The sequence below is a fragment of the Polyangiaceae bacterium genome, from assembly GCA_020633205.1.
GTDB lineage: Bacteria > Myxococcota_A > Polyangia > Polyangiales > Polyangiaceae > JAHBVY01.
In genome coordinates this window covers 106,880-126,392 of the sequence record JACKEB010000017.1, presented here as the reverse complement: position 1 = coordinate 126,392, position 19,513 = coordinate 106,880, and the positions used below count along the sequence as shown (strand labels likewise).

The window sequence follows — 19,513 nt, the reverse complement described above, 5'->3', positions numbered from 1 at the left end:
GCGATTTCGAGGGACAAATGCGCGCGCCGTCAGCTCACGCGGCGATCCGTTCAGTCTGCGTCTTTTGCTGGGCGCCACAGGCGATACAGGCCGAACGCGTTGAAGCCTGCGAATGCAACGAACAACAGGATGAGCCCAATCGCCCAGCGAGAGCCCTGGGGAGCGTGCCCATCCATGAGCAGCCACGCATCTTTTGGCATGCTCCCGCCACTCGCAGTCACCGCACGATCCAGATCGTTGTGACTGAGGCCCGATTTCTCGAGCGGCACCAAGCGCCCAACGAAGGATGAAGGCGGCACGAAGTGCGGCCCTTCGAGGCCATCAGGTACCCGGACCTCCACCCAAATTCGCTCGTTCCCGGCGACGTGGGCGAGTCGATACGAGTCGCTTTCGAGGGGTCGGGAGTAACGTACGGCGCTGTCGCTGGCGAGCAGCGCCTCTCCCCGGACGTAGTGATTTTCGAGCGCTGGTCCGAGCTGAACGTCCGTGAGGTAGCCGACGTCTTGAGGGCTGCCGCTCGCCAAGGCGTAGGACGCTTGTCCTCGCAGCGCGTAGGCCATCACCAACGAGAGCACCAACGTCACGCTCATGGTGACCAACGTCAGCCGTCGACCTGGACGGCGCGGCTCGGGCAACGCCTCGAGGTCCGGATCTCGCGAGAGTCCGAGCTCGAGCCCTGGGCTGACGGTTTCCTCTGCGCTCACGTTTGCTCGACCAGTCTAGACTTTTTTTGGCTGTGGGAGGGTTGAAGACGCGCGTAGCCAGCGACATCGACAGCACCTGAACGGCGCCCTGACCTGACGGCTTCCTGCGCTGTGGCGGGCTCGGACACCCGCTCGGGGTCAGAGTTCCGCACTTACGTATGGGCTCGGATTCGCCGTAACTTCAGAGCTTTCCGGGTCACGAGATTGGATTGCGGAGTGCTCTAGGATAGGCTCTCAATCCGACCCGTCGAGGAGGGACATGGCTCAGCCGAAGCACATCATCTGCCCGTCCTGTGGCTTCAAGAACGCCACGCCGCTGCCCAACAACCGCTGCGTTTCCTGTGGCGCGAAGATCGATGACATCAAGCGCACGCTCTCCCGTCAGGAAGAGCTGGAGCGGCGCTACCAACAAGAAGGCTTCAGCCTGATGTGGTTTGGCGTCTCCATGGTGATCATGGGGGTGCTCACCGCCGCGCTCGTCGTTGGTTTGCCCATCGTGGTGCCGATGCTCGATTTCGAGGGCTCCGCTGGCATGGTGGTGGCCATTCCCGTGTGGTTCGTCGGTGGCATGCTGGTGGGGCTGATCTCTCCCGGCAAGACCTTCATCGAACCAGTCGTGGCGTCGTTCTTGATCGCGATGCCCACGGCGTTTCTCCTGTTCGGCAGTCAAACCGTGAAGACGATGCCGGCCTTCATGTACGCGTTGATGAGCGCCGTGGGTGTGCTCTTCACGTTGATTGGGGCGTACATCGGTGAGCGCATCCAGATGGGGCCGCCACCTAAAGTGGCGGAGTAAGCGATTTCGACCTCAGCGACGCGAGCGCTGCCGTTCCGTTGGAATGGCAGCGTTTTGCTTTTTTTCTTGGGGGTGAGCGGTGCCACCGCGTGCGACGACAAGACTGCGATCCGGGATGAAGCCGCAAGTCTCAGTCGGGCCGTGGACGAGCTGCGCGAAGCCCCGAACGCCGACAAAGCCAGCAAGCTGAAGGCACTGCGAGCCCTCGGCTGTAACCACGCGGATACGTGCGGTTTTCGTGATCAGTGCGCCGACGCATACGGCGAACACGTCAAAGGCCTCGAGGGCATTGCCAAGGCGAAGGCCATGGATGATCCGTTCATGTCAGCCTCCGAGTTGAAGAAGGCAGAGGAAGCGCTCAAAGCGGCCGAGGAAAAAACGGCTGCCTGTGCCGATCGCCAGGGCGCGCTGGTCCGCCAGTACCGCCTTCGAGATCTGCGTTGACGGGGCGCTGACTACTGTGTCGAGCCAGCTCTAGTGTGCAACGTGCCGAGCAGCTCACGCGGTCAGTTGCATTGGATCGGCCCGTAGGGCAGCGCGTCGTTGACGGCGAAGCCGAGTTGAAGATCGTCGCGGTGCCCGGTGCCTAGGTAGTCGTGGATCTCTTCGGTGACGCCGCCGATCGCGGTGTTCGAGCCGGGGCCGGTTTCGTACCCGGCAGCCGCGACCACGGCGCGCCCGTTCGCTGGGTTCTTGATGATCATGCGCGTGCCCGCCGCCGGCTTGTTGCGCCAGTACATGTTCACGTACCAGGCCTCCGCGACTACAGGGAGCGGAACGCCGGTGGAGCCTTGCCCGTATTGGGAGCCGCCTTCCCCAGCGGGAGCCCACGGCTCGCTGCGGCTCATGCTGTAGCCGGTCGCGGTTTGGCTCAAGTTGTAGTGGCGCGTGATTTGGTCGGTGAAGCTCGTCGGCCAGCCGCCGCCGAAGTCGTCGTTGACCGTCACGAGGTGCGCCTCCTTCACCACGGGGCCCGTCGCCGGCGTGCGTAGGTAGCGGTAGGTCTTGCCGTCGTTTGGATCCGTGGCCTCGAAGCAATCAAGGGAGACGTCACAGCTGGTCCAGAACATCTTCAGGTCCAGCGGATAGGTGGCACAGTCACCAGCGGCTGCCGGGCTGAATGTGACGTCCAAAGTATAGCCGCCCGGAAATTCAGTTCCGCTGGAGTCGGCCCAGGTGTCGACCACCACATAGTAACTTCCAGCACCGATGTCGTAGTTGAAGCTCGCGTCATCGCGCTCCAGACAGCCGCTGCCGCTCGCGGAGTCGAGCAGGTGCACATCGACATCGACGCCGTCTCCGTCGGTAACGCCCACGCTCAGACGTCCAGCTTCGGGGACATCGACCAAGTAGACTACCTCAGGGCCCGACTCGGTAGTGCTCGGCGCACAGCTGTAAGTATCCACTTCGTCGCTCGGCGCGTTGGTCGTGTCTCGTTGGTCCGAGTAAGGGAAGCTCTGAATCTGAATCGGGTTGCAGAACGTACCGACTGGACAGTTCCCCCCGGAACCGCCCGTGCCACCGTTCTGTACGCCCCCGCTTCCGCTGCCGCCGTTGCTGGTGCCGCCTGCGCCGGAGCCGCTGCTACCGCCGTTGGTTGAGCCGCCGTTGGCTGACCCACCGGTAGCGGTGCCCGCTGCAGCTCCATTGCCACCGGAAGCGGACGAGCCGCCGTTTGCGCCGTCTCCGCTACTGCCTTCGCTCCCGCCTCCGCCGGAGCTTGAACACGCCGGAGCCCACAAGAGGAGCAACGCGAAGGGAGCCACGACCGCGCTCGCCTTCCAGTTCATCGGCGTCACCATCCGCGCGGTGCTGGACCACCTCTGCTTCCAAGCCATCCCGCTATTATGCCGACGGAAATGCCGGTCAGCGAGCGGCGTTACCAGCTGTCGTCGCTGCTCGATTTCGATTCTTCACTGCTCGAGCCGCCGCTTCCCCAACGCCAGCTGAAGTTTACGAAGCCACCGTAGCGGAACACGAAGTCGTTCGTTTGATCGGCGCCCGCTGTGCCCTCGGAGCTCATCACACCAACGCCCGCCTCGGGTCCGATGTCCAAGGCGAACGAAGGCGACAGGTTCCAGCGCACGAGCGGCGCGACGCGGCCGTGCAGAAAGGCCCGCGTCGTGCGCAGTTTCGTGCGATGGCTCTCATAGCCAGCTCCCAGGCTGATCCCGAGCTCCCAGGCGGGCGCCAGATTCACGAACCAAATATTGGCTGCGGAAATGGCCCACCCGCTCGAAGCGCTGATGCCGGTCGTCCCCGACTTCACGTAGCGCCCCCGCACCTCCAACTCACTCGTAGGTGCGTAATGGTAGCCGACGCGTAGCCCGATGCTCGTTGAGTTCTCTGGAAGGCCCTTGTCGCTCCAAAAGGCGTAGCCAACGTGTGCGCCGACGAGCCACAGCGAGTAGGCCGCCACCTTGGACGTGGAGGCTTTGGCTTCTGGTTCCGGCGCGGGCTCGGGCTCGGGCTCCGTTGATGGCGGACCGACTACTGGCTTCTCTTCCTCGGGCCCGGGAGGCAGCGTTTGCCCCAACCCGGCGCCTGCCGTCGTCAGCGCAGCGAACAGGGTGGGGAGCACAACCCAAGAAGCTCTGGGCGATCGCCGGATCATCCCTTCAGCATAACCGACCCAGCGACAGAGCGGCGAACTTCAGGGTTTGCCGGGGTTTACGACCTTGAGCTTGGGCGCTGCGCTGGTGCTGGGCGCTGCGCTGGTGCTGGGCGCTGCGCTGGTGCCTGGCGCTGCGCTGGTGCCTGGCGCTGCGCTGGTGCTGGGCGCTGCGGGAGGACGAGACGATGCCCAGATCACGCGACCGAAGCGCGCTGCCTTGTGGAAATTGCCTTGGCCGAGGATCGGGCTCCAAGAAACCCCGCCGTTGTTCTCCATCGCGTAGAAGTTCATGCGCCACGCGTCCCCGGGCTTCGGCGGAAGCTGCTTGGCCTTGTTGAACGACTTCCAAGGGATCGCGACCTCGACGACGTAGCCTTGATCCTCGTCGTCATCCTTGTCCATGGTGCCGTTGAGGGTGACCGCGCTAGTCAGTTTTGCTGACCAGTCTTGGTGCCCGAACGGTCCGTTGGGTTCGACCTTGGGCGTGTTGTAGCCGTCGAACTGCGAGTCGAAGACGAGGTTCTGGGGATTGATCTGGATCTCGTAGTAGTCCTTGTTGTCCCCATCGCCGTCGGGGTCGGTCATGATCTCGACGGTGTCTTTCGTCCACAGGTGAGGGTCCACCTGCTTGGGATCGAAGCCGCCGGTGAGCTTCTTGTCTTGGATCTCGAAGCCCAAGTACATGTTCTCCTGATCCCACAGGAGCTTCACGCTGCCGTTCACCGGGAAGCGGGTGTTCGGCTTGCCGCTACGCACATCGATGAACGGCCCCGTGCTCGCGGCGCTCTTCCAGGCCGGTTCGTCGAGCTTGCCATCGACCTTGATGCTTTGGCCTTCGAGCAAGTCCGTGACTCGCAGCGTGGGTAGCCCGGAGCGCGGTGCCGCACCTGGAGTCACGCCGGTGTTCAGCGTGGCGACGAGAGCGCGGTTGTGCGCATCTTTCGGGCCGCTCTTGATCGGTACTCGCGACGTGTCCTTCCAGATCCCTGTGGTGATCTGAATCTTCGTGGTCTTGACGCTGGTCGGGACGGTGAACTCTTGCTCGTCCACGTAGACCTTGCCGGCCTCCCAGGCGCTCGGCCACATCACCTGGTGGTTGCCGTCCAGCTGACGTAGTGGACCCACGTTGTCGACGTTGAGGATGCGTTCCCCGGAGCCGTCGAGCACATGAGTGAATAGGTTCCAGCCATCTTCACCGAGCGGCTGCTTGACCTGCCAGTACATCGTCACCTTCAGCTTGGCGCCGGGGCGCGCGACGCCAGCGGGCTCCACTTTCGCGCCGAGTAAGGTGATTTTCCCGTCGAAGTCCGCGTTCAAGGCGGTGCCCACATCGGCAGGTGCGCTTGCGAGCACGTACTTGGCGAGCGCTGCCTTGTCTACTTTTTTCCCTGCGGAATCGTCGACGCAGCCAGTGGTCATCGCCGTGAGCGGCGCCGCCAAGAGCAAGCAGCGTGCTGCGATGCGTAGCCAGCGCGACGCCTTGCCGTTCGACCCTCCAGTGTCTCCCTGCATCACCCCACCGCTCCGTAAGTCCCCCACGCGCCTCTCGTCACTTCGTGACGGGCAAGCGCACAACGAGCGCGCGGTTCTTGTCGTCGGTGACTCCACCGATCAGATCCAAGCGAACTACGCCGGTCCAGACGCCGACCGCGAGGGTGATGAACGGCGTGTCGAGCTCTCGCGGGAGCTGGATTTCTTGCTCGTCGACGTAGAGCTTGCCTCGTTGCCACGAGGAAATGCTCCCGGCGCTGCGCAGGGGCCCGACCGTGTCGAAGTTTGCTAGCTGGCGCCCGCTCGCATCCAGGAGGTGCGTGAACAACCGCCAGTCACCTTGAGGCGGGCTGTCTCCACGCCAGTAGAAGGTGATCTTCACGGTGCCACCGGGCTTCACGCTGGATTGATCCAGCTTGTAGCCCTCGAGAGACACGCGGCTCTCGAAGTCGAAGTGACTAAGGACGGCGCCTTCCGGAAGCTCCGGGACTGCCAGCGCCTCCATCTGCTGGTTAGGGCCAGCAGGTGGGCCGCCCGCGCCTGGCTGAGGTTCGACGCAGGCGCCGAGCCAGAGCAAGCTCACCCCCAAAAAAAGCCTGGGAAGGAGCCGTGTGGCGAATCCTCGCGGATTCACTCGATCGGTCAAAGCGTAAGTCACTGCCATTCCTCGCTAAGCGACGCGCGAGCCCGCGTCGGTTACTTGCGGCCCTTCTTGCGGGCCGAGCGCTGCGCTTTGCGCTGGTTCTTGCGCTGGTTCTTCTCGCTCTTCGAGAGCTTGCGCATTTGCGGCGTCTCTTGGCCCATGCCGGGCATGCCCATGCCAGGCATTCCGGGCATGCCTGGCATTCCCGGGAAACCCATGCCGGGCATTCCGGGGAAGCCGCCCATGCCGGGCATCCCGGGCATGCCGCCGCCTTGCTTCATGGCCTTGCGCATGTTGCGCGCCATGTTGAGGTTCTTCATGCCGGGGATTTTGCCGAGCAAGCCAGCATCCATCCCACCCATGCCGCCCATCATCTGCTTCATGAACAGGAACTTCTGCACCAGCTCGGTGACGCCCTGCTCCGGTTGGCCGGAGCCCTTGGCGATGCGCTGAACGCGCGTGGGCTCGCGGATGAGCAAGTTCGGGTCGCCCTTTTCCGGGCGAGTCATCGACTGAATCATCGCCTCGATGCGCGTGAGCTCGGCATCGTCGAGGTTGACTCCGGGCGGAACCATCCCGCCGAGGCCAGGCATCTTCTCCACGAGGTCCTTCAGGGAACCCATCTGGCGGATCATGCGCACCTGATTCAGGAAGTCCTCGAGGGTGAACTCGCCGCTCATCATGCGGGCGGCGTCTTCCTCGGCCTTCTTCTGATCGATGACGTCCTCGAAGTCCTTCATCAGGCCGACGACGTCGCCCATGCCGAGGATGCGCCCCGCCATGCCTTCGGGGCGGAACTCTTCGAGCTTGTCCGTGGTCTCGCCCATACCGGCGTAGAGGATCGGCGCGCCGGTCACTTCTTTGACCGACAGCGCGGCACCGCCGCGAGCGTCGCCATCGAGCTTGGTGAGGATCACGCCGCTGATGCCGAGGCGCTCGTTGAAGCTTGCCGCGGTCTTGACGGAGTCCTGACCAATCATCGAGTCGATGACCAGGAAGATGTTCTGCGGGCTGACACCGCTCTTGATGTCGCCGAGCTCTTGCATCAACGCTTCGTCGATCGCGAGACGGCCGGCGGTGTCGTAGATGATGATGTCGCAGCCGAGCTTCTTTGCTTCCCCGGGCGCGGCCTTGCAGATTTCCACAGGGCTTTGATCTGGGATGTTGAAGACGGGGACGTCGATTTGCTCACCCAGCACCTTGAGCTGCTCGACGGCGGCGGGGCGCTGCATGTCGGCGGCGACCAAGAGCGGCTTCTTGCCGTCTGCCTTGAGCATGCGGGCGAGCTTCGCGGAGCTGGTGGTCTTACCGGAGCCTTGCAGACCCACCATCATGATGCCGGTCTTGCCGCTCGGGGCGAACTGAATGCGGTCGCCTTCGTAGTCCATCATCGCGATCAGCTCGTCGTGGCAGATCTTGATGAATTGGTCCCCCGCGGAAACGGTCTGAGCAGCACCCTTGTGCTTCACCTTGACCTGCACGGTGGCGCCGAGGGCTTTCTCCTCGACCCTCGCCAGGAAGCGCTTGACGACGCCTAGCTCGACGTCAGCCTCCAGCAAAGACAGGCGCACTTCTCGCAAAGCGGCCTGAATGTTCTTTTCGTTCAGCTCCGTCAGCCCCGCGAGGCGGTTCTGGGCTTCCTTGAATCCTCTTTTGAGCGCGTCAAACACGGCGCCCAGGTCTTAGTGTGGAGCGCGTCCCTTCGCAATCGCAGACCCGAGTGGGGGCGCTTCGGACCTACGTTTCTGGCTCCTTCAGGACGATTTCGCACCCAAGCGGCCGGAACAAAGCTCAAGTCACCCCCCGCATCCATCGGGTTTTTTGGGGGTGAGGCGCCCTGTGGGGCAAGCGTGCCTGCCCGCGTGGGGTCCGTTTGGGGTCAGTCTGCTAGCTGCAAAATGCGCTGGTAAATCTCGCGTCGCGGCCGGCCGGTATGCTCAGCCAGCTCCTGAGCAAGGTCCTTGGCTGAGCGCCCCTCGTGGAGTCCGCGGCGAATGGCTGCGTCGAGTTCATCGGCGCTTACTTCTGCTTTGAGCGGGCTGTGGGGGCCGAGCACCAGGGTCAGCTCGCCGCGCCAATGCTCGCGTTGGCCGAGCTCGCTCGCGGTGCCCCACACGAACTCTTCATGGAGCTTGGTCAGCTCGCGGCCAACACAGACTTCACGCTCGGGGGTCAGCGCTGCGAGGTCCTGCAGGGTTTGTTGAGCGCGGTTGGGCGACTCGAACAGCACGACCGCCTCCGGCGTCGCCTGAATGCGCTCGAGCGCCTCACGTCTCGCGCTGCCCTTGCGAGGCAAGAAGCCGATGAAGCGGAAGCCACCGTCCACCAACCCAGAAGCCGCGACGGCGGTGGTCACCGCTGAGGGACCCGGCACGCTCTCGATCTTGATGCCGCGCTCACGCGCCGCGCGTACCAGCAGGCTGCCTGGATCGCTCACACCCGGCATCCCAGCGTCAGTGACCAAGGCGATCGACTCGCCTGCTTCGAGGCGCGCCACCAAGCCAGATACCCGCGCGGCGATTTGATGGCTCTCGATGCTCTCGAGGGGCTTGCCGGTAATGCCCAGGTGGCTGAGCAGCTTCTTCGTGTGCCGCGTGTCCTCCGCGGCGACGCGATCCACTTCCTTGAGCACGCGGATCACGCGCTGGCTGAGATCTTCCAGATTGCCGATCGGAGTACCGACGACGAACAGCGTGCTCACTTCAGGTGTCGACCTCTACGGCATCCCCGAGTCTTTCCCGGAGGAACTCTCTCAGGTGTCCGATCATGCGCGCTTCGAGCTGCCGAACACGCTCGCGGCTCACGCCGAATTCGTTGCCGAGTTCCTGCAGGGTGAGGGGATCTTCCGCAACCGTGCGCTTGTCGAAGATGATCGCCTCCTTGCCCTTGAGCGTGAGGCGGAACTCTTCCAAGTTCTGACGCACAAGGTCGGAGAGCTCCGCGCTCTCGGTCATCAAATCGGGACCCTGATCGGAGGTGGGCATCAGATCCAGACGACTCGTCTGGCGCCCATCCGCATCGCCAACCGGCGCGTCAAGGGACGCATCGCCGCGCGCCAAGCGCTTCTCCATCATGGCGACGTCTTTTTGGTCGACGTCGAGGCGCTTCGCGATTTCCTCGTGAGTCGGCTCGATGCCCATCTGCGCCAGGCGCTGCTTCTCCTTGTTCAGGTTGAAGAACAGCTTGCGCTGGGCCTGGGTGGTGCCGATCTTCACCAGTCGCCAGTTATTGAGGATGAAGCGCAGCATGTAGGCGCGGATCCACCATGCTGCATAGGAAGAGAGCTTCACGCCGCGGTACGGGTCGTAGCGCTTCACCGCCTGCATGAGGCCGATGTTCCCCTCCTGGATGAGGTCCATCATGTTGCGGTACGCGCGGCGGTACTCGTACGCGAGCTTCACCACCAAGCGCAGGTTGGTGGTCACCAGCTTCGCTGCAGCGTCCACGTCACCACTCTCGGTGTATTTGATGGCGAGCTGCTTCTGGTCGTCAGCGCTGAGCACGGGGTGGCGCTGCACCTCACGCATGTACATCGCGAGAGGATCGATGGTGCTGAGCGCGGTCTCTTTGCTCTTCGGCGTCGGGACCTTCTCGAGCTCGCGCTCATCGATCACTTCAGCTTCCGCCTCGACCACGTCGTCGTCAGCGAAATCCTCGTCGGACTCTTCGCCGTCCTCGTCGTCGCGCTCGTCTGCGTCCTCCGCCTCTTCTGCGGTGGCTTCCACCTCGAGCGCGGGCTGGCGCGGCTTCTTCTCGCGTTTGGCGGAGGTCTTTTTGGTGGTTTTCTTGGCTGCCAACGTGCGCGCGTCCTTGAGCGGGTCTGTCCTGCGTGCGGGGACCCGAGGTTGTGACGCGACGCGAGCGCGGTCAAGCGGAGCTGGTGCAGAAGGCGGCGATGGCCACAGAACTTGGCTGGCCTGAGCCTTTTGGTAGCCGAGAACCGCCGGTGGGCGCTTGCACTTCCAGACCGCGATGGCTCCTGCGCCTCGCTAGGTCTGCTCCAGCACGCGCAGCAGCGGTTCCGCGCTCAAGTCCGCTCTGCAGCCGCTCAGCTGTTCCGCGACGCTTTGCCAAACGCTGGCTGGTTCGCTCCGGATCACGGAGAGCTCTCCGTTGGTGTCGAAAAATGTGTACAGAGTCGAAGACCTGTTGCCTCGCAAGCTGACTAGGCACTGGTGCGCCAGGTCGCCTGCGTCGGCAGCCATGGGTTCGGCCTCGTACCCGAGGCTGCGCAGGCTGTTCACCACGAGCGCGGGGGCGAGCGCCTTGGCCGTGTCGAGTGCAGCTCGAGAGGCCTTGGAGTTGCCCGCGGCACGCTCGGCGAGTGCGAGGGCCAGCTGGGCCCCGAGGCGAGAAGGCGTAACCTGTGTCGCGTGACGCAGACTCTTCAGTGCACGATCCAGCTGGCCCAGCGCGTACATCACTTCCCCGTGGTAAGCATGGGTGGCCTCCTGAGGTAGATATCCGAAGTAGCGTCGGCCCTCGTCCCACGCCTCCAGTGCCTGTGCGTAGCGTCCAAGGCGCGCGAGAGCTGCTCCCCGTCCAATGTAGCCCCAGCGTGTGCGGGAATCCGCCCAGGTGCGTTCGAACGCGTCGAGAGCTTCCTCGTAGCGACCAACCCAAAGCAACACTTCCGCGCGGTAAGTAATTAGGAAGGGGTTCGTGCGGTGCTCTGGGTCTTCCTGAAAACGCTTCAGCACCTTTTCTAGGGGTGACGTCAGCAGCTCGCGCTGTAGGCGTTCGGCGCGCCTTCGCGCTGTCTCTAAGGGGGCTCGCTCGAGGCGTTTTCCGAGAACCAGGGTTGGGGTATCGGAGTAGTTGCCCCCCAAGTCTGCGATGGCCTCGCGGAGCATCTCGAATACCGCTGAGTGCCCCCGGGCATACGCAGCTTCGACCCGCTGCGATCCGACTAGCTGTTTTAGAACCTCTCGGGCCTGGAAGTCGTTCGCCCCATGCAGTACGTGATCTGCTCCTGGAAGTCGCGCCGCGCGTTTCATGATCGTCGGCAGGAGTTCCTTGGAGCGACCAGGCATCCACCGCCGAACCCGGCTGGTGTGGATGAATGTGTTCCATAAATGAGATGCAGGGTGGGAACCGGTCACGTCACCCTCTGCCAACAGCAGCTCGTGAGCAGCCACCAGCTTCCCCTGCTCCAGCAGAGCGCGGACTCGCCAGAGCCTTGCCTCGCTGCTGTCTAGCGATCGCAGCGTACGTTCCGCGTCCTCGTATCTCGACTCCAACACCTGACACGCTCCCACAACGAGCCTTGCAGTCTCATCTGCAGCGAGCTCGAGCGCGGACCTTGCGAGGCGCTTCGCATCCGCAATTCGAAGTTCGAACAGGCGGAGCTGCGCAAGGCGTGCCAGGTAGGCGACCCGATTCTCTCGACTGAATGCACGTTCTAGCAACGCCGCATAAGCGTCCAACGCACCGACCTCGAGCAGCGCGTCCGCGGCCCAATCAATCTCTCGTTCGGTCGGAGCCAGCGCCCACAAGGACTCCGCGGCCGTTCGAGCCCTGTCACGTTCGCCCAGCGCCGCACAGCACATCATCTCCCGGGCCACCAGCGCCGCGCATGGAGCTATGGTGTTTGCCGTGCAGAAACAGTCTGCCGCGTCTCGGAACTTACCAATGCTGGCTAGCAGCCGACCGAGCTCGGAGAGTTCATCTGCATCACGAGCGAGGGGTACGGCATTTTCGCAGAGGGAAATGGCCGCGAGAGGCTTTCCCGCAAGTCGCAGGAGCAACGCAACAGCCATCTGTGACGCGAGGGTCTGGAAAGTTGCTGGAGCGTCCAGGTCCTCCCACACGAGGGAAAGGGCAGAGAAGTTCTCTCCACTCAGCACCAGCTCAAGCGCCTTGACGAGGCGCTTCCGACCTGCGTCTCCGTCGCAAGCAGCCGCACCGGGACTTTGGGCTGCTTCGATCGTGGCACCGAGCGCTTTCCTCTCGGAATCACCGAGCCTCGCGAGTACCGTTGCCCTCAATTGCTCGAGGCCCGCTGAATCCTTTAAGGTACCTTGTTGCCAATGGGCCTCGACTCCATGCGCTCTTACGCTCAGCGCGAGATCGCGAAAGCCCCGCTCAGGATGGACGTAGCGCAGCGCCAGCCGCCGGTCGTCGATGACGATCCTGGCTGGACGAATGCCGCGTGGCCAGCGTTCCATCCAGGTTGGGATCGGGAGCCGGACATTTGCCATGGGGTCACGATAGCCGTGAACGCGTTGGCTATTGTCCTGGATTCTTGGAGCAGCTCACCACTTGGATGTCAACGTAGTGCTGCGTGCCACCACTCCCGTTATCTTCTTCGCCGACCCAGGCCACCGCGCTGGTCAGGGCACCCATTTCTCCGGCATCCGCCATAGGCACGACGCCGTTGCTGGGAGTGGCCACCGAGTACCGCCAAACTCTTGGGGTCCCATCCAAGGCGAGCTGGGACAAGAGCACGCCTGATTTGCTCTGTGTCGGCGAGGCCATGCTGACCCGTCCGAATTCGTACCCACCATGTCCGGGCTCGAAGTATCCATCCGCTTGGGTTGCAATGGTGGGCATCGCTGGAGGACTGGAGGATGTGGGCGGACTGCTAACGTCGAAGGTGCCCCAGTGGAAGTTGTAGTCGACGAAGCTCGCCGACCCTTCCAGGCTCAACATCGATACCTTGTTCGGGACGGTCGATGGGTACAGGACGTTCAGGGACGGCCCCGCCAGTCCGAAGTCGACCTGCTGCGACGAGTATGTGGGCGAGTAGCGAAGCTCGCCCAACAGGCTCGATTCATCTGTCAGCGAGAAGAACTGGTTCGAGCCTGATGTCACCATGTTGCGGAGCTTGTAGCTCGATGTGAAGCGAGCCGTTCCCTCGCCATCGACGAACACCTGGTTCGTCCCACACTGACCCGCGAAGTGGAGAGTCGTGCCGTCGAAATGGAACGCACTCTCGTTTGCGTCACCGGGGCAGGGGTCCGCAAGAACCGTGCGCACGAGTGTCGTATTGGACTTGTCGCCGTCCAGCGCGACGATGGCTCCGTCGTTGCCAAGAAACCGGATCGTGTTGCCGATGACCGTCGCTGCCTCGGGGAAAAACACGTCCGTCAGGTCCAACGTTCGGGAGTCGATGATTTGGCCGTTGTAGGTGAAGGTCTTTACCAGCGCTTTTGGCGACGCGTTGTCGTCCGCCAGAGACGCGATCAGGTGGATGTCATCCGAGCCCTGATCCGTCGCGAGCTTGATTCGGACGTCGGCGTAGCCATCGAGTTCCGTCGTCGAGAATACGCGCTTCGCCTGACCTTGATTGACGCAGCCAAAGGTTGGCGAGCTGCCACCGGTTCCGCCGGTCCCGGCCGTGGCCCCTGTGCCCGCCGCAGCTCCGGAACCCGCTGACGCACCGACTCCGCCTGAGTTCCCTGAGCCCCCGCTGTTTCCTGAGCCCCCGCTGTTTCCCGTTCCAGCGTCGGTTCCGCCCGCCGCCCCCGCGGAGTTTCCACCCGCTCCACCAGAACTGCCGTCATCGGGCTTGAAATCGCCCAGGCCAATTATCTGTCCGCACCCCACAAGGAGCAACGGCGCGGACGCTGCGAACAGGTTGCCGCGCCGGTACAGAGATAGCTTCATATTAAATCCAAGTGGAAATGTTGCGCAGCCGTCAGGGCGATGCTGGCAAGTGCTAGAAGCTACCGGAAAGGAAGACTCCATTGGTGCGAGGTCCAAGCACCGGCGTAACGGTCGCGAACTGTCCGCGCTTCGTCTTCGCGCTGGAGCTGGAACCCGAGGTCAGGAGCAAGACCACGCCCGTGATGGCTGCAGCGGCACCAACGCCCACGCCGATGGTTGAGATCAGCGCTTTGCCTTCTGCGCTGTCGATTTCGTCCTGGCCAGCTGCCGTGCACTCCTTGTTGGGGCACAGCGTCGGGTCGTTCTCGGCGTCGCTAGCTTGGTTCTTCGCCAGCACTCCAAACAACAGCCCCGTACCCATGAAGACGCCTCCGCCACCAATCAGCACCCAGGGCAAGATCCCAGGTCCGCCGGTCCCAGAGTCACCAGGCGTCACCGTTCCATCTGCGGTCTCGCCCGGCGGGAGTGCGCTCAGCGCCGGGATGCGCACGATTTGTGCGTCGCCATCGGGGCCCACTTCCACCGTGGTGGTCCAGGGGCGATAACCAGGCGCGCTGACCTTGATCTCATGTTTGCCTGGGTCCACCGCCACGGGCGTTCCCAAGCTCCCTGCAGCGATCAGCTCGCCATCCCGGGTTACGGTCATGTCCTTGACCAGTGGCTTCGGGGGCACGAGCTCGAGCTTTGACAAATGTGGCTCGAGTTCAGCCGCGGCGTTTGCCGCGAAATTCTGCTGTTCGTCACGACCCCGGTTCCGTGCCAGGGTTTCCGCGGACTTGTACTCAGCCCACGCGGACGCCGTCTTGCCCAGGGCCTTGTAGCAACCCGCCAGGTTGATCAGGGTGCCTGGCGATGGATCCGCCTTTTGGCTGGCCTCGAACTTGGGGCAGGCTTCTGCAGTTTTGCCCTCCGCCATCAGGCGCTTGCCTTCCTGAAACAGGGATTCTGCGGATGCTTTGTCGCCGGCGTGTGCGCTCGAAGCGAAGCCGAGACAAAGGGAGAGACCTAGGGCGGCGAGAACGGTGCGGTGCTTGATCATGGTGATGCTCTTCGAAGGCCCGCATCATGACTCGCGTCGGGGCCGATGCCAACGCGCTAGACGGTGTTTTTAGCTGCCTTGCGGATCCCGCTAGGACAGCTGGTCGATGGGCGTCTCGTCGCGCAGCTCGAAGGGTATTGTTTCCGCACGGTCTTCTGCGAGAAGAGCTGGATTTTGGGGGGAGGGGCAGCATCTCGAGCGGCTGGCTCCGGTTTCCCGCGGCGCTCCTAACCCCCGAAAATTCCAGATCAAACACGGATTCACCCGGCGTGGGGCGAGGCTCGCCGGAAGTTTGAGCTTGTAGTGACTCAGAATTGAGTTACTACTTCGGCCGGAGGAGACGTCATGAATCAATCGGTCAGTGTCCAGGCCCCCCGAGTCGCCTACTTCTGCATGGAGTTTGGATTGGACGAGAAGCTACCCATCTACTCCGGTGGGCTCGGCGTGCTCGCTGGCGACACGATGAAGGCAGCCAAGGACGCAGAGGTGCCTCTGATCGGGATCGGCATCTTCTGGAACCAAGGCTACACGATTCAGTCGCTGGGCAAGGACGGCCGGGTGGTGGACACGAACCGGGTGACGTCTCGCGAGGGACTCGAGCCGACTGGCATCGAGTTCACGCTCAAGATCCGTGGCAAGGCGATCCCGATCACTGCGCTCAAGTGCGAGCTCTTCGGCTCCGCACCGCTCTACCTGCTCGAGCCCGTGAATGAGGCGGACCGCTGGCTGACCCAGCGCTTGTACGGTGGCAACGATGACGACCGCGTCGCGCAGGAGGTGCTGCTCGGCGTCGGCGGCGTACGGCTCCTACGCGCTCTGGGGCACGAGGTCGATGTCTACCACTTCAATGAGGGGCACGCGGCGTTCGCGGGGCTCGAGTTGATCCGCGAGCAAATGAGCGCCGGTTTGGACTTCTTTGCTGCGTGGAAAGCAGTAAGGCGCCAAGTCGTGTTCACGACGCACACTCCCGTGGTCGCCGGCAACGAGGTGCATCCCCTATCGCGCCTGTTCGAGCAGGGCGCCGACATCGGGTGTTTCACTCGAGACCAGCTCGCGCGCATCGGCGGCGACCCATTCGGCATGACCGTCGCCGGCCTACGGCTCTCGCGTATCGCGAACGGCGTCGCTCAGCTCCATGGGGAAACGTCTCGCAAGATGTGGGCGCACGTCCGCCATGCGTCGCCCATCGTGGCGATCACCAACGGAGTCCACCAGGGCACCTGGCAAGACTCGCGCATCCACAACAGCTACGCGGACTCCCTGTGGGATGCCCATCAAGATCTGAAGTGGGAGTTGATCGACACCGTCGAGCGCCGCACTGGCGTGAAGCTTGCGGTGGACAAGTTGCTGGTCGGCTTCGCCCGCCGGGCGGCGACCTACAAGCGCGCCGATTTGATCTTCGGGGACTCGGGTCGACTCGAGCCCCTGCTCAAGAGCGGCAAGTTGCAGCTGGTGTTCAGCGGCAAGGCGCACCCCAGGGATCTGCCGGGCAAGGCGGTGATCGAGCGCATCGCGCAGATGGCCAAGCGCTATCCGCAGAGCGTGGTGTTCCTCCAGAACTACGACATGGAGCTCGGGAGAGCGCTGACTCGCGGCGCCGACGTCTGGCTCAACAATCCCCGTCGCCCGATGGAAGCCTCGGGAACGAGTGGGATGAAGGCAGCCATGAACGGCGTGCTCAACTGCAGCGTGCTCGATGGCTGGTGGCCCGAGGGTTGTGAGCACGGAGTGACCGGTTGGCAGATCGGCGGCGGCTATGAAGGCGACGATCAGGACGCACACGATCAAGAGGACTTGATTCGTGTGCTGACTCAAGAAGTCATCCCGACGTACTACGAGCAGCCCCATCGCTGGCGTCAGATGATGCGCTGCTCGATCGAGATGAGCGAGACGAAGTTCTCGGCCGCTCGCATGCTGTCGGAGTACTACTCCGAACTCTACCCGAGCGGCTCCGGCCTCGCGACCTTTGATGGTCTCGAGCGCAGCGTGATGAACAGCGAGCCAAAGCTCAGGGCAAGTGCGTTGGCGTGAGCAATCGCAACCAACACGGCTCGCCGTGTTCTAATTGTTTCCGTGCGGGTGTCTTGGAGGAGGTGGTGCGCTCGAGTTCGGTGTACTCCCGTCGGGTCGCGCTCCCTCTAATCTCGAGTAGTCGTGGGTGTGGGGCGGGCCAGAGAGCCTGTACAAGCCGGTGAGCACGGCCATAATAGCAAGGCCTACCATCCAGGCCGCACGAGGTTGCACTGCGGGAAGCTCGGCGGCTTCGTTCGTCGCGGCGACCTCCTGGACGGCGCCACCAGCCTTCCGGAGTTTCAACCAGGGGAAGCTCGCGATCGCGACCAGGCTGAGGACGATGACGACGACAGAGCTAGCGAGCTCGCGCTTGGTGGACCCGGTCAAGGCAACCACCGCGGCCGTCAGAAGCGTGGCAATCGGCAGCGCCCCGATTAGCGCTGCCCGCCCCCGCGGGGCGCTCGCAACTTCTACTCCGCTCTTGGCGATCCAGCGGTCGAGTGCGCTTGGAACCCCACGGAATCCCAGGCACACGATCAGCGCGAACCCGCCGTAAAAGCAGATCCCGGTGGAGTAGAGCAATCCGAGGTGCCAAGCCACGATGCCAAGGCCCGCTAGAGGTCTGAGCCGTCTGCACAGCGCGAACACGATCCCGCCGAGTTCGATGACCAAGGTGAAGCATGCGGCGAAGCGACCTACCGCCGGGCTGCGTCCGACCCAGCCGATGACGATCTCGTCGAGCCCGTTGGGGGGGAGCGGCTGGTGCGCGAGCGTCATGAGCCGGACGTGGCTCGGGTCCCAGCCCCAAGCGAACCCTTCAGCGAGTAGCTTGGACATCCCTGCATTGAAGTACGTGGCGCCTACGATCGCCGCGGCGCCGGCTAGACCCGCTCTTCGGCACGCGCCCGCGCTCGGTGGGTGCTCATCGTAGTATGCGAGCCCCCGCGCGATGACCACTCCCAGGAGCCAACCGAACACCGCGCTGGCGGGCTGGTAGAACGGCTCCTCGTGAACGCCGTACGCATGGAATAAGATTTCCTCGAGGCAAATAGTAGAGCCCAGCGCAAGCGAGCCCCAACGCAGCAACTCGGGGCGCTTCGCGAATCGGTACAGGCCTAACAACGCAAAGCAAGTGAGTACCCCCAGCAGCAATGGGCTGCGCAAGGCGCTGTTCTCCGCGGGGGCCACTCCCCAGGGGATTTGACTCATGATCACCACGTCGAATGCGGCGACGCTGGCGATGGCCTTCGCGTACCAAGTCCCTTCCTCGTGGCTTCTTGCGTTGGTCATCGAGGTTGTGCGGTGCAGCTCAAGATCGGGCAGTAGCGAATGACGGCCGGGCCTTCGGGATCTGGCGTGGAGATCTCTCGCCGTGCCACCGCGACCGCAACAGCCGGCTTCTGAGAGTCCACGGTCGGGGAGCTTTGAAGTTCCTTGAACACCCGCGCGTCGCTCTCCGGGTAGCTCGAGAAGCAGTCGTCGTTGTGCACTGGAGCTGGTGAACACGCCCAGTTGGCGAACTCAGACACCTCATGGGGGCGACCGTCCGGAGGCAAAGCGACCAATCGACTGGCGCGTGGCTGGATATGGTCGAACATGTGAAAGCGGGCGAATGGGAATGCTTCACCGACCCGGAACGCTGTCAGCACGTACAGCGCCGCGCAGCCAACGCCAACCAGCTGAAGGCGGCTGATCTTCACGTGGCTCGCTCACCCTGGGAAGACACAACCGAGGACAATTGCTGTGTGGAATTAATGTCGGGAGGCGGTGTGCTTCCGCCCTTGTCACGAAGCAGCACTAAGCCGCCACCGAGCACCGCCCCGACCAGCACGAACGCGGCCAAACGGCTGCGTCGTGAGAGCCCAATGAGTGCGGCCACGCCCCCTCCGCACAAGGCTCCAGCGAGGACGTCAGCCATCTTCCTGCAAGCCTTGCCGGAGCCGCGCGAACTCTGCGAACCACTCCTCCGTGTACTCACATCCCCGATAGTCTTCGAAGTACGGACCACCAAGCGTGAAGTGGACTAGCTTTGCCGCAGGGTTTTCCGCGTATTCGCCTACGAGGTGATTCCACTCCAAGGGTAGGTCACCGACTAGCTCGTCGGTCGTCCACTTGAAGCGATGGAGCTCGAGGCCGCTCGCAGCCTGCACGAACTCGGGTCGGAGCGTTGCACAGCGTGCGTTGTTCAGGAGCATCACGCTCGACCAATTCTTCCTTGGGTACTGCGTCTGGACGTTGCCCAGAAACTTCGTTTCGGTGCGCGGTGTGTAGTCGTGCTTCACGACCTGGAGGGCCTTGCTGTCGTCTCGCAGAGCCCACAGCGACCGAACGTCGGCTCGAGCCAGCATGTCGCAATCCATGAACAACGCCCAGCCTTGGTAGTTGCAGAGATAGGGAACCAAGAACCGGGTGAAGGCAAAGTCCGTCGACTGTCGGGGGTCTCGAGGTCGCTGGAAGAACCCCTCCACGCTACGCAGCGACAATGGAGTGATGCTCAGTGGGCCGGTCGTCAAACGCAGGAGGCTGTGACTGAGTACGTGGTACGCTATGCTTTCCGACGGGTCGTAGCCTATGAAGATGCGGATTGGATCCATGACATCGGGCA

The 19,513-nt window shown here is 63.3% G+C and carries 18 protein-coding genes; 3 read left to right on the top strand and 15 right to left on the bottom strand.

The genetic code is table 11. The features are described 5' to 3' along the window. Positions 1-50: 50 nt before the first annotated feature. Positions 51-704, bottom strand: coding sequence for a hypothetical protein (locus H6718_26925; protein ID MCB9589076.1), 654 nt, complete (start codon positions 702-704; stop codon positions 51-53). A 259-nt stretch (positions 705-963) separates the two neighbouring features. Here H6718_26925 and H6718_26920 point away from each other — a divergent pair, with 259 nt between their 5' ends. Together H6718_26920 and H6718_26915 are read left to right on the top strand one after the other, a co-directional pair. Continuing rightward, positions 964-1,500 (top strand): zinc ribbon domain-containing protein, encoded by a 537-nt coding sequence (locus H6718_26920; protein ID MCB9589075.1) that lies wholly within the window; start codon positions 964-966, stop codon positions 1,498-1,500. A 72-nt stretch (positions 1,501-1,572) separates the two neighbouring features. Then, a complete protein-coding gene (locus tag H6718_26915) occupies positions 1,573-1,944 on the top strand; it encodes a hypothetical protein (protein MCB9589074.1) in 372 nt (123 codons plus the stop codon). A 62-nt stretch (positions 1,945-2,006) separates the two neighbouring features. On the opposite strand, the gene H6718_26910 is transcribed toward H6718_26915, so the two are convergent. The 10 genes from H6718_26910 to H6718_26865 all read right to left on the bottom strand — a co-directional run bounded on the left by H6718_26910 (position 2,007) and on the right by H6718_26865 (position 14,895). Continuing rightward, positions 2,007-3,338 (bottom strand): hypothetical protein, encoded by a 1,332-nt coding sequence (locus tag H6718_26910; GenBank protein ID MCB9589073.1) that lies wholly within the window; start codon positions 3,336-3,338, stop codon positions 2,007-2,009. A 41-nt stretch (positions 3,339-3,379) separates the two neighbouring features. After that, positions 3,380-4,114 carry a hypothetical protein gene (locus H6718_26905; GenBank protein MCB9589072.1) on the bottom strand — a complete coding sequence of 245 codons (735 nt, stop codon included), beginning with the start codon at positions 4,112-4,114 and terminating at the stop codon, positions 3,380-3,382. Between the two features lie 39 nt (positions 4,115-4,153). Beyond that, positions 4,154-5,653: a hypothetical protein gene (locus H6718_26900; GenBank protein ID MCB9589071.1), complete on the bottom strand. Its 1,500-nt coding sequence runs from the start codon at positions 5,651-5,653 to the stop codon at positions 4,154-4,156. A 10-nt stretch (positions 5,654-5,663) separates the two neighbouring features. Then, entirely contained in the window at positions 5,664-6,188 is a 525-nt protein-coding gene (locus tag H6718_26895; GenBank protein MCB9589070.1) for a hypothetical protein, read from the bottom strand. Positions 6,189-6,301: 113 nt separating this feature from the next. Beyond that, complete coding sequence (gene ffh, locus H6718_26890; protein MCB9589069.1) at positions 6,302-7,918, bottom strand: signal recognition particle protein; 1,617 nt, start codon at positions 7,916-7,918, stop codon at positions 6,302-6,304. Between the two features lie 209 nt (positions 7,919-8,127). Further along, complete coding sequence (gene rsmI, locus H6718_26885; GenBank protein MCB9589068.1) at positions 8,128-8,949, bottom strand: 16S rRNA (cytidine(1402)-2'-O)-methyltransferase; 822 nt, start codon at positions 8,947-8,949, stop codon at positions 8,128-8,130. 1 nt (position 8,950) lies between these two features. Beyond that, a complete protein-coding gene (locus H6718_26880) occupies positions 8,951-10,153 on the bottom strand; it encodes an RNA polymerase factor sigma-32 (protein ID MCB9589067.1) in 1,203 nt (400 codons plus the stop codon). A gap of 84 nt (positions 10,154-10,237) precedes the next feature. Beyond that, positions 10,238-12,448 (bottom strand): hypothetical protein, encoded by a 2,211-nt coding sequence (locus H6718_26875; GenBank protein ID MCB9589066.1) that lies wholly within the window; start codon positions 12,446-12,448, stop codon positions 10,238-10,240. 28 nt (positions 12,449-12,476) lie between these two features. Beyond that, positions 12,477-13,856 (bottom strand): hypothetical protein, encoded by a 1,380-nt coding sequence (locus H6718_26870; protein MCB9589065.1) that lies wholly within the window; start codon positions 13,854-13,856, stop codon positions 12,477-12,479. A 52-nt stretch (positions 13,857-13,908) separates the two neighbouring features. Further along, positions 13,909-14,895: a PEGA domain-containing protein gene (locus tag H6718_26865; GenBank protein ID MCB9589064.1), complete on the bottom strand. Its 987-nt coding sequence runs from the start codon at positions 14,893-14,895 to the stop codon at positions 13,909-13,911. A 345-nt stretch (positions 14,896-15,240) separates the two neighbouring features. Here H6718_26865 and glgP point away from each other — a divergent pair, with 345 nt between their 5' ends. Next, positions 15,241-16,926 (top strand): alpha-glucan family phosphorylase, encoded by a 1,686-nt coding sequence (glgP, locus tag H6718_26860; protein ID MCB9589063.1) that lies wholly within the window; start codon positions 15,241-15,243, stop codon positions 16,924-16,926. Positions 16,927-16,956: 30 nt separating this feature from the next. Here the strand turns inward: glgP and H6718_26855 are convergent, their stop codons facing one another. From H6718_26855 to H6718_26840, 4 genes are read right to left on the bottom strand one after another with little or no spacing between them, the layout of a single operon-like run. After that, positions 16,957-18,198 carry a hypothetical protein gene (locus H6718_26855; protein ID MCB9589062.1) on the bottom strand — a complete coding sequence of 414 codons (1,242 nt, stop codon included), beginning with the start codon at positions 18,196-18,198 and terminating at the stop codon, positions 16,957-16,959. Beyond that, entirely contained in the window at positions 18,195-18,608 is a 414-nt protein-coding gene (locus H6718_26850; GenBank protein MCB9589061.1) for a hypothetical protein, read from the bottom strand. Before H6718_26850 ends, H6718_26855 begins: the two co-directional genes overlap by 4 nt. Beyond that, positions 18,605-18,826 carry a hypothetical protein gene (locus H6718_26845; GenBank protein ID MCB9589060.1) on the bottom strand — a complete coding sequence of 74 codons (222 nt, stop codon included), beginning with the start codon at positions 18,824-18,826 and terminating at the stop codon, positions 18,605-18,607. Before H6718_26845 ends, H6718_26850 begins: the two co-directional genes overlap by 4 nt. Then, on the bottom strand, positions 18,819-19,502 hold the full coding sequence (locus tag H6718_26840) for a glycosyltransferase (GenBank protein MCB9589059.1): 684 nt from the start codon (positions 19,500-19,502) through the stop codon (positions 18,819-18,821). Before H6718_26840 ends, H6718_26845 begins: the two co-directional genes overlap by 8 nt. Positions 19,503-19,513 lie beyond the last annotated feature (11 nt).

Coding starts and splice junctions, on each gene's coding strand:
- H6718_26870 (MCB9589065.1), bottom strand. CDS start 13,856: ATGAAGCTATCTCTGTACCGGCGCGGCAACCTGTTCGCAGCGTCCGCG.
- H6718_26840 (MCB9589059.1), bottom strand. CDS start 19,502: ATGGATCCAATCCGCATCTTCATAGGCTACGACCCGTCGGAAAGCATA.
- glgP (MCB9589063.1), top strand. CDS start 15,241: ATGAATCAATCGGTCAGTGTCCAGGCCCCCCGAGTCGCCTACTTCTGC.
- H6718_26905 (MCB9589072.1), bottom strand. CDS start 4,114: ATGATCCGGCGATCGCCCAGAGCTTCTTGGGTTGTGCTCCCCACCCTG.
- H6718_26855 (MCB9589062.1), bottom strand. CDS start 18,198: ATGACCAACGCAAGAAGCCACGAGGAAGGGACTTGGTACGCGAAGGCC.
- H6718_26920 (MCB9589075.1), top strand. CDS start 964: ATGGCTCAGCCGAAGCACATCATCTGCCCGTCCTGTGGCTTCAAGAAC.
- H6718_26875 (MCB9589066.1), bottom strand. CDS start 12,448: ATGGCAAATGTCCGGCTCCCGATCCCAACCTGGATGGAACGCTGGCCA.
- H6718_26845 (MCB9589060.1), bottom strand. CDS start 18,826: ATGGCTGACGTCCTCGCTGGAGCCTTGTGCGGAGGGGGCGTGGCCGCA.
- H6718_26865 (MCB9589064.1), bottom strand. CDS start 14,895: ATGATCAAGCACCGCACCGTTCTCGCCGCCCTAGGTCTCTCCCTTTGT.
- H6718_26910 (MCB9589073.1), bottom strand. CDS start 3,338: ATGGCTTGGAAGCAGAGGTGGTCCAGCACCGCGCGGATGGTGACGCCG.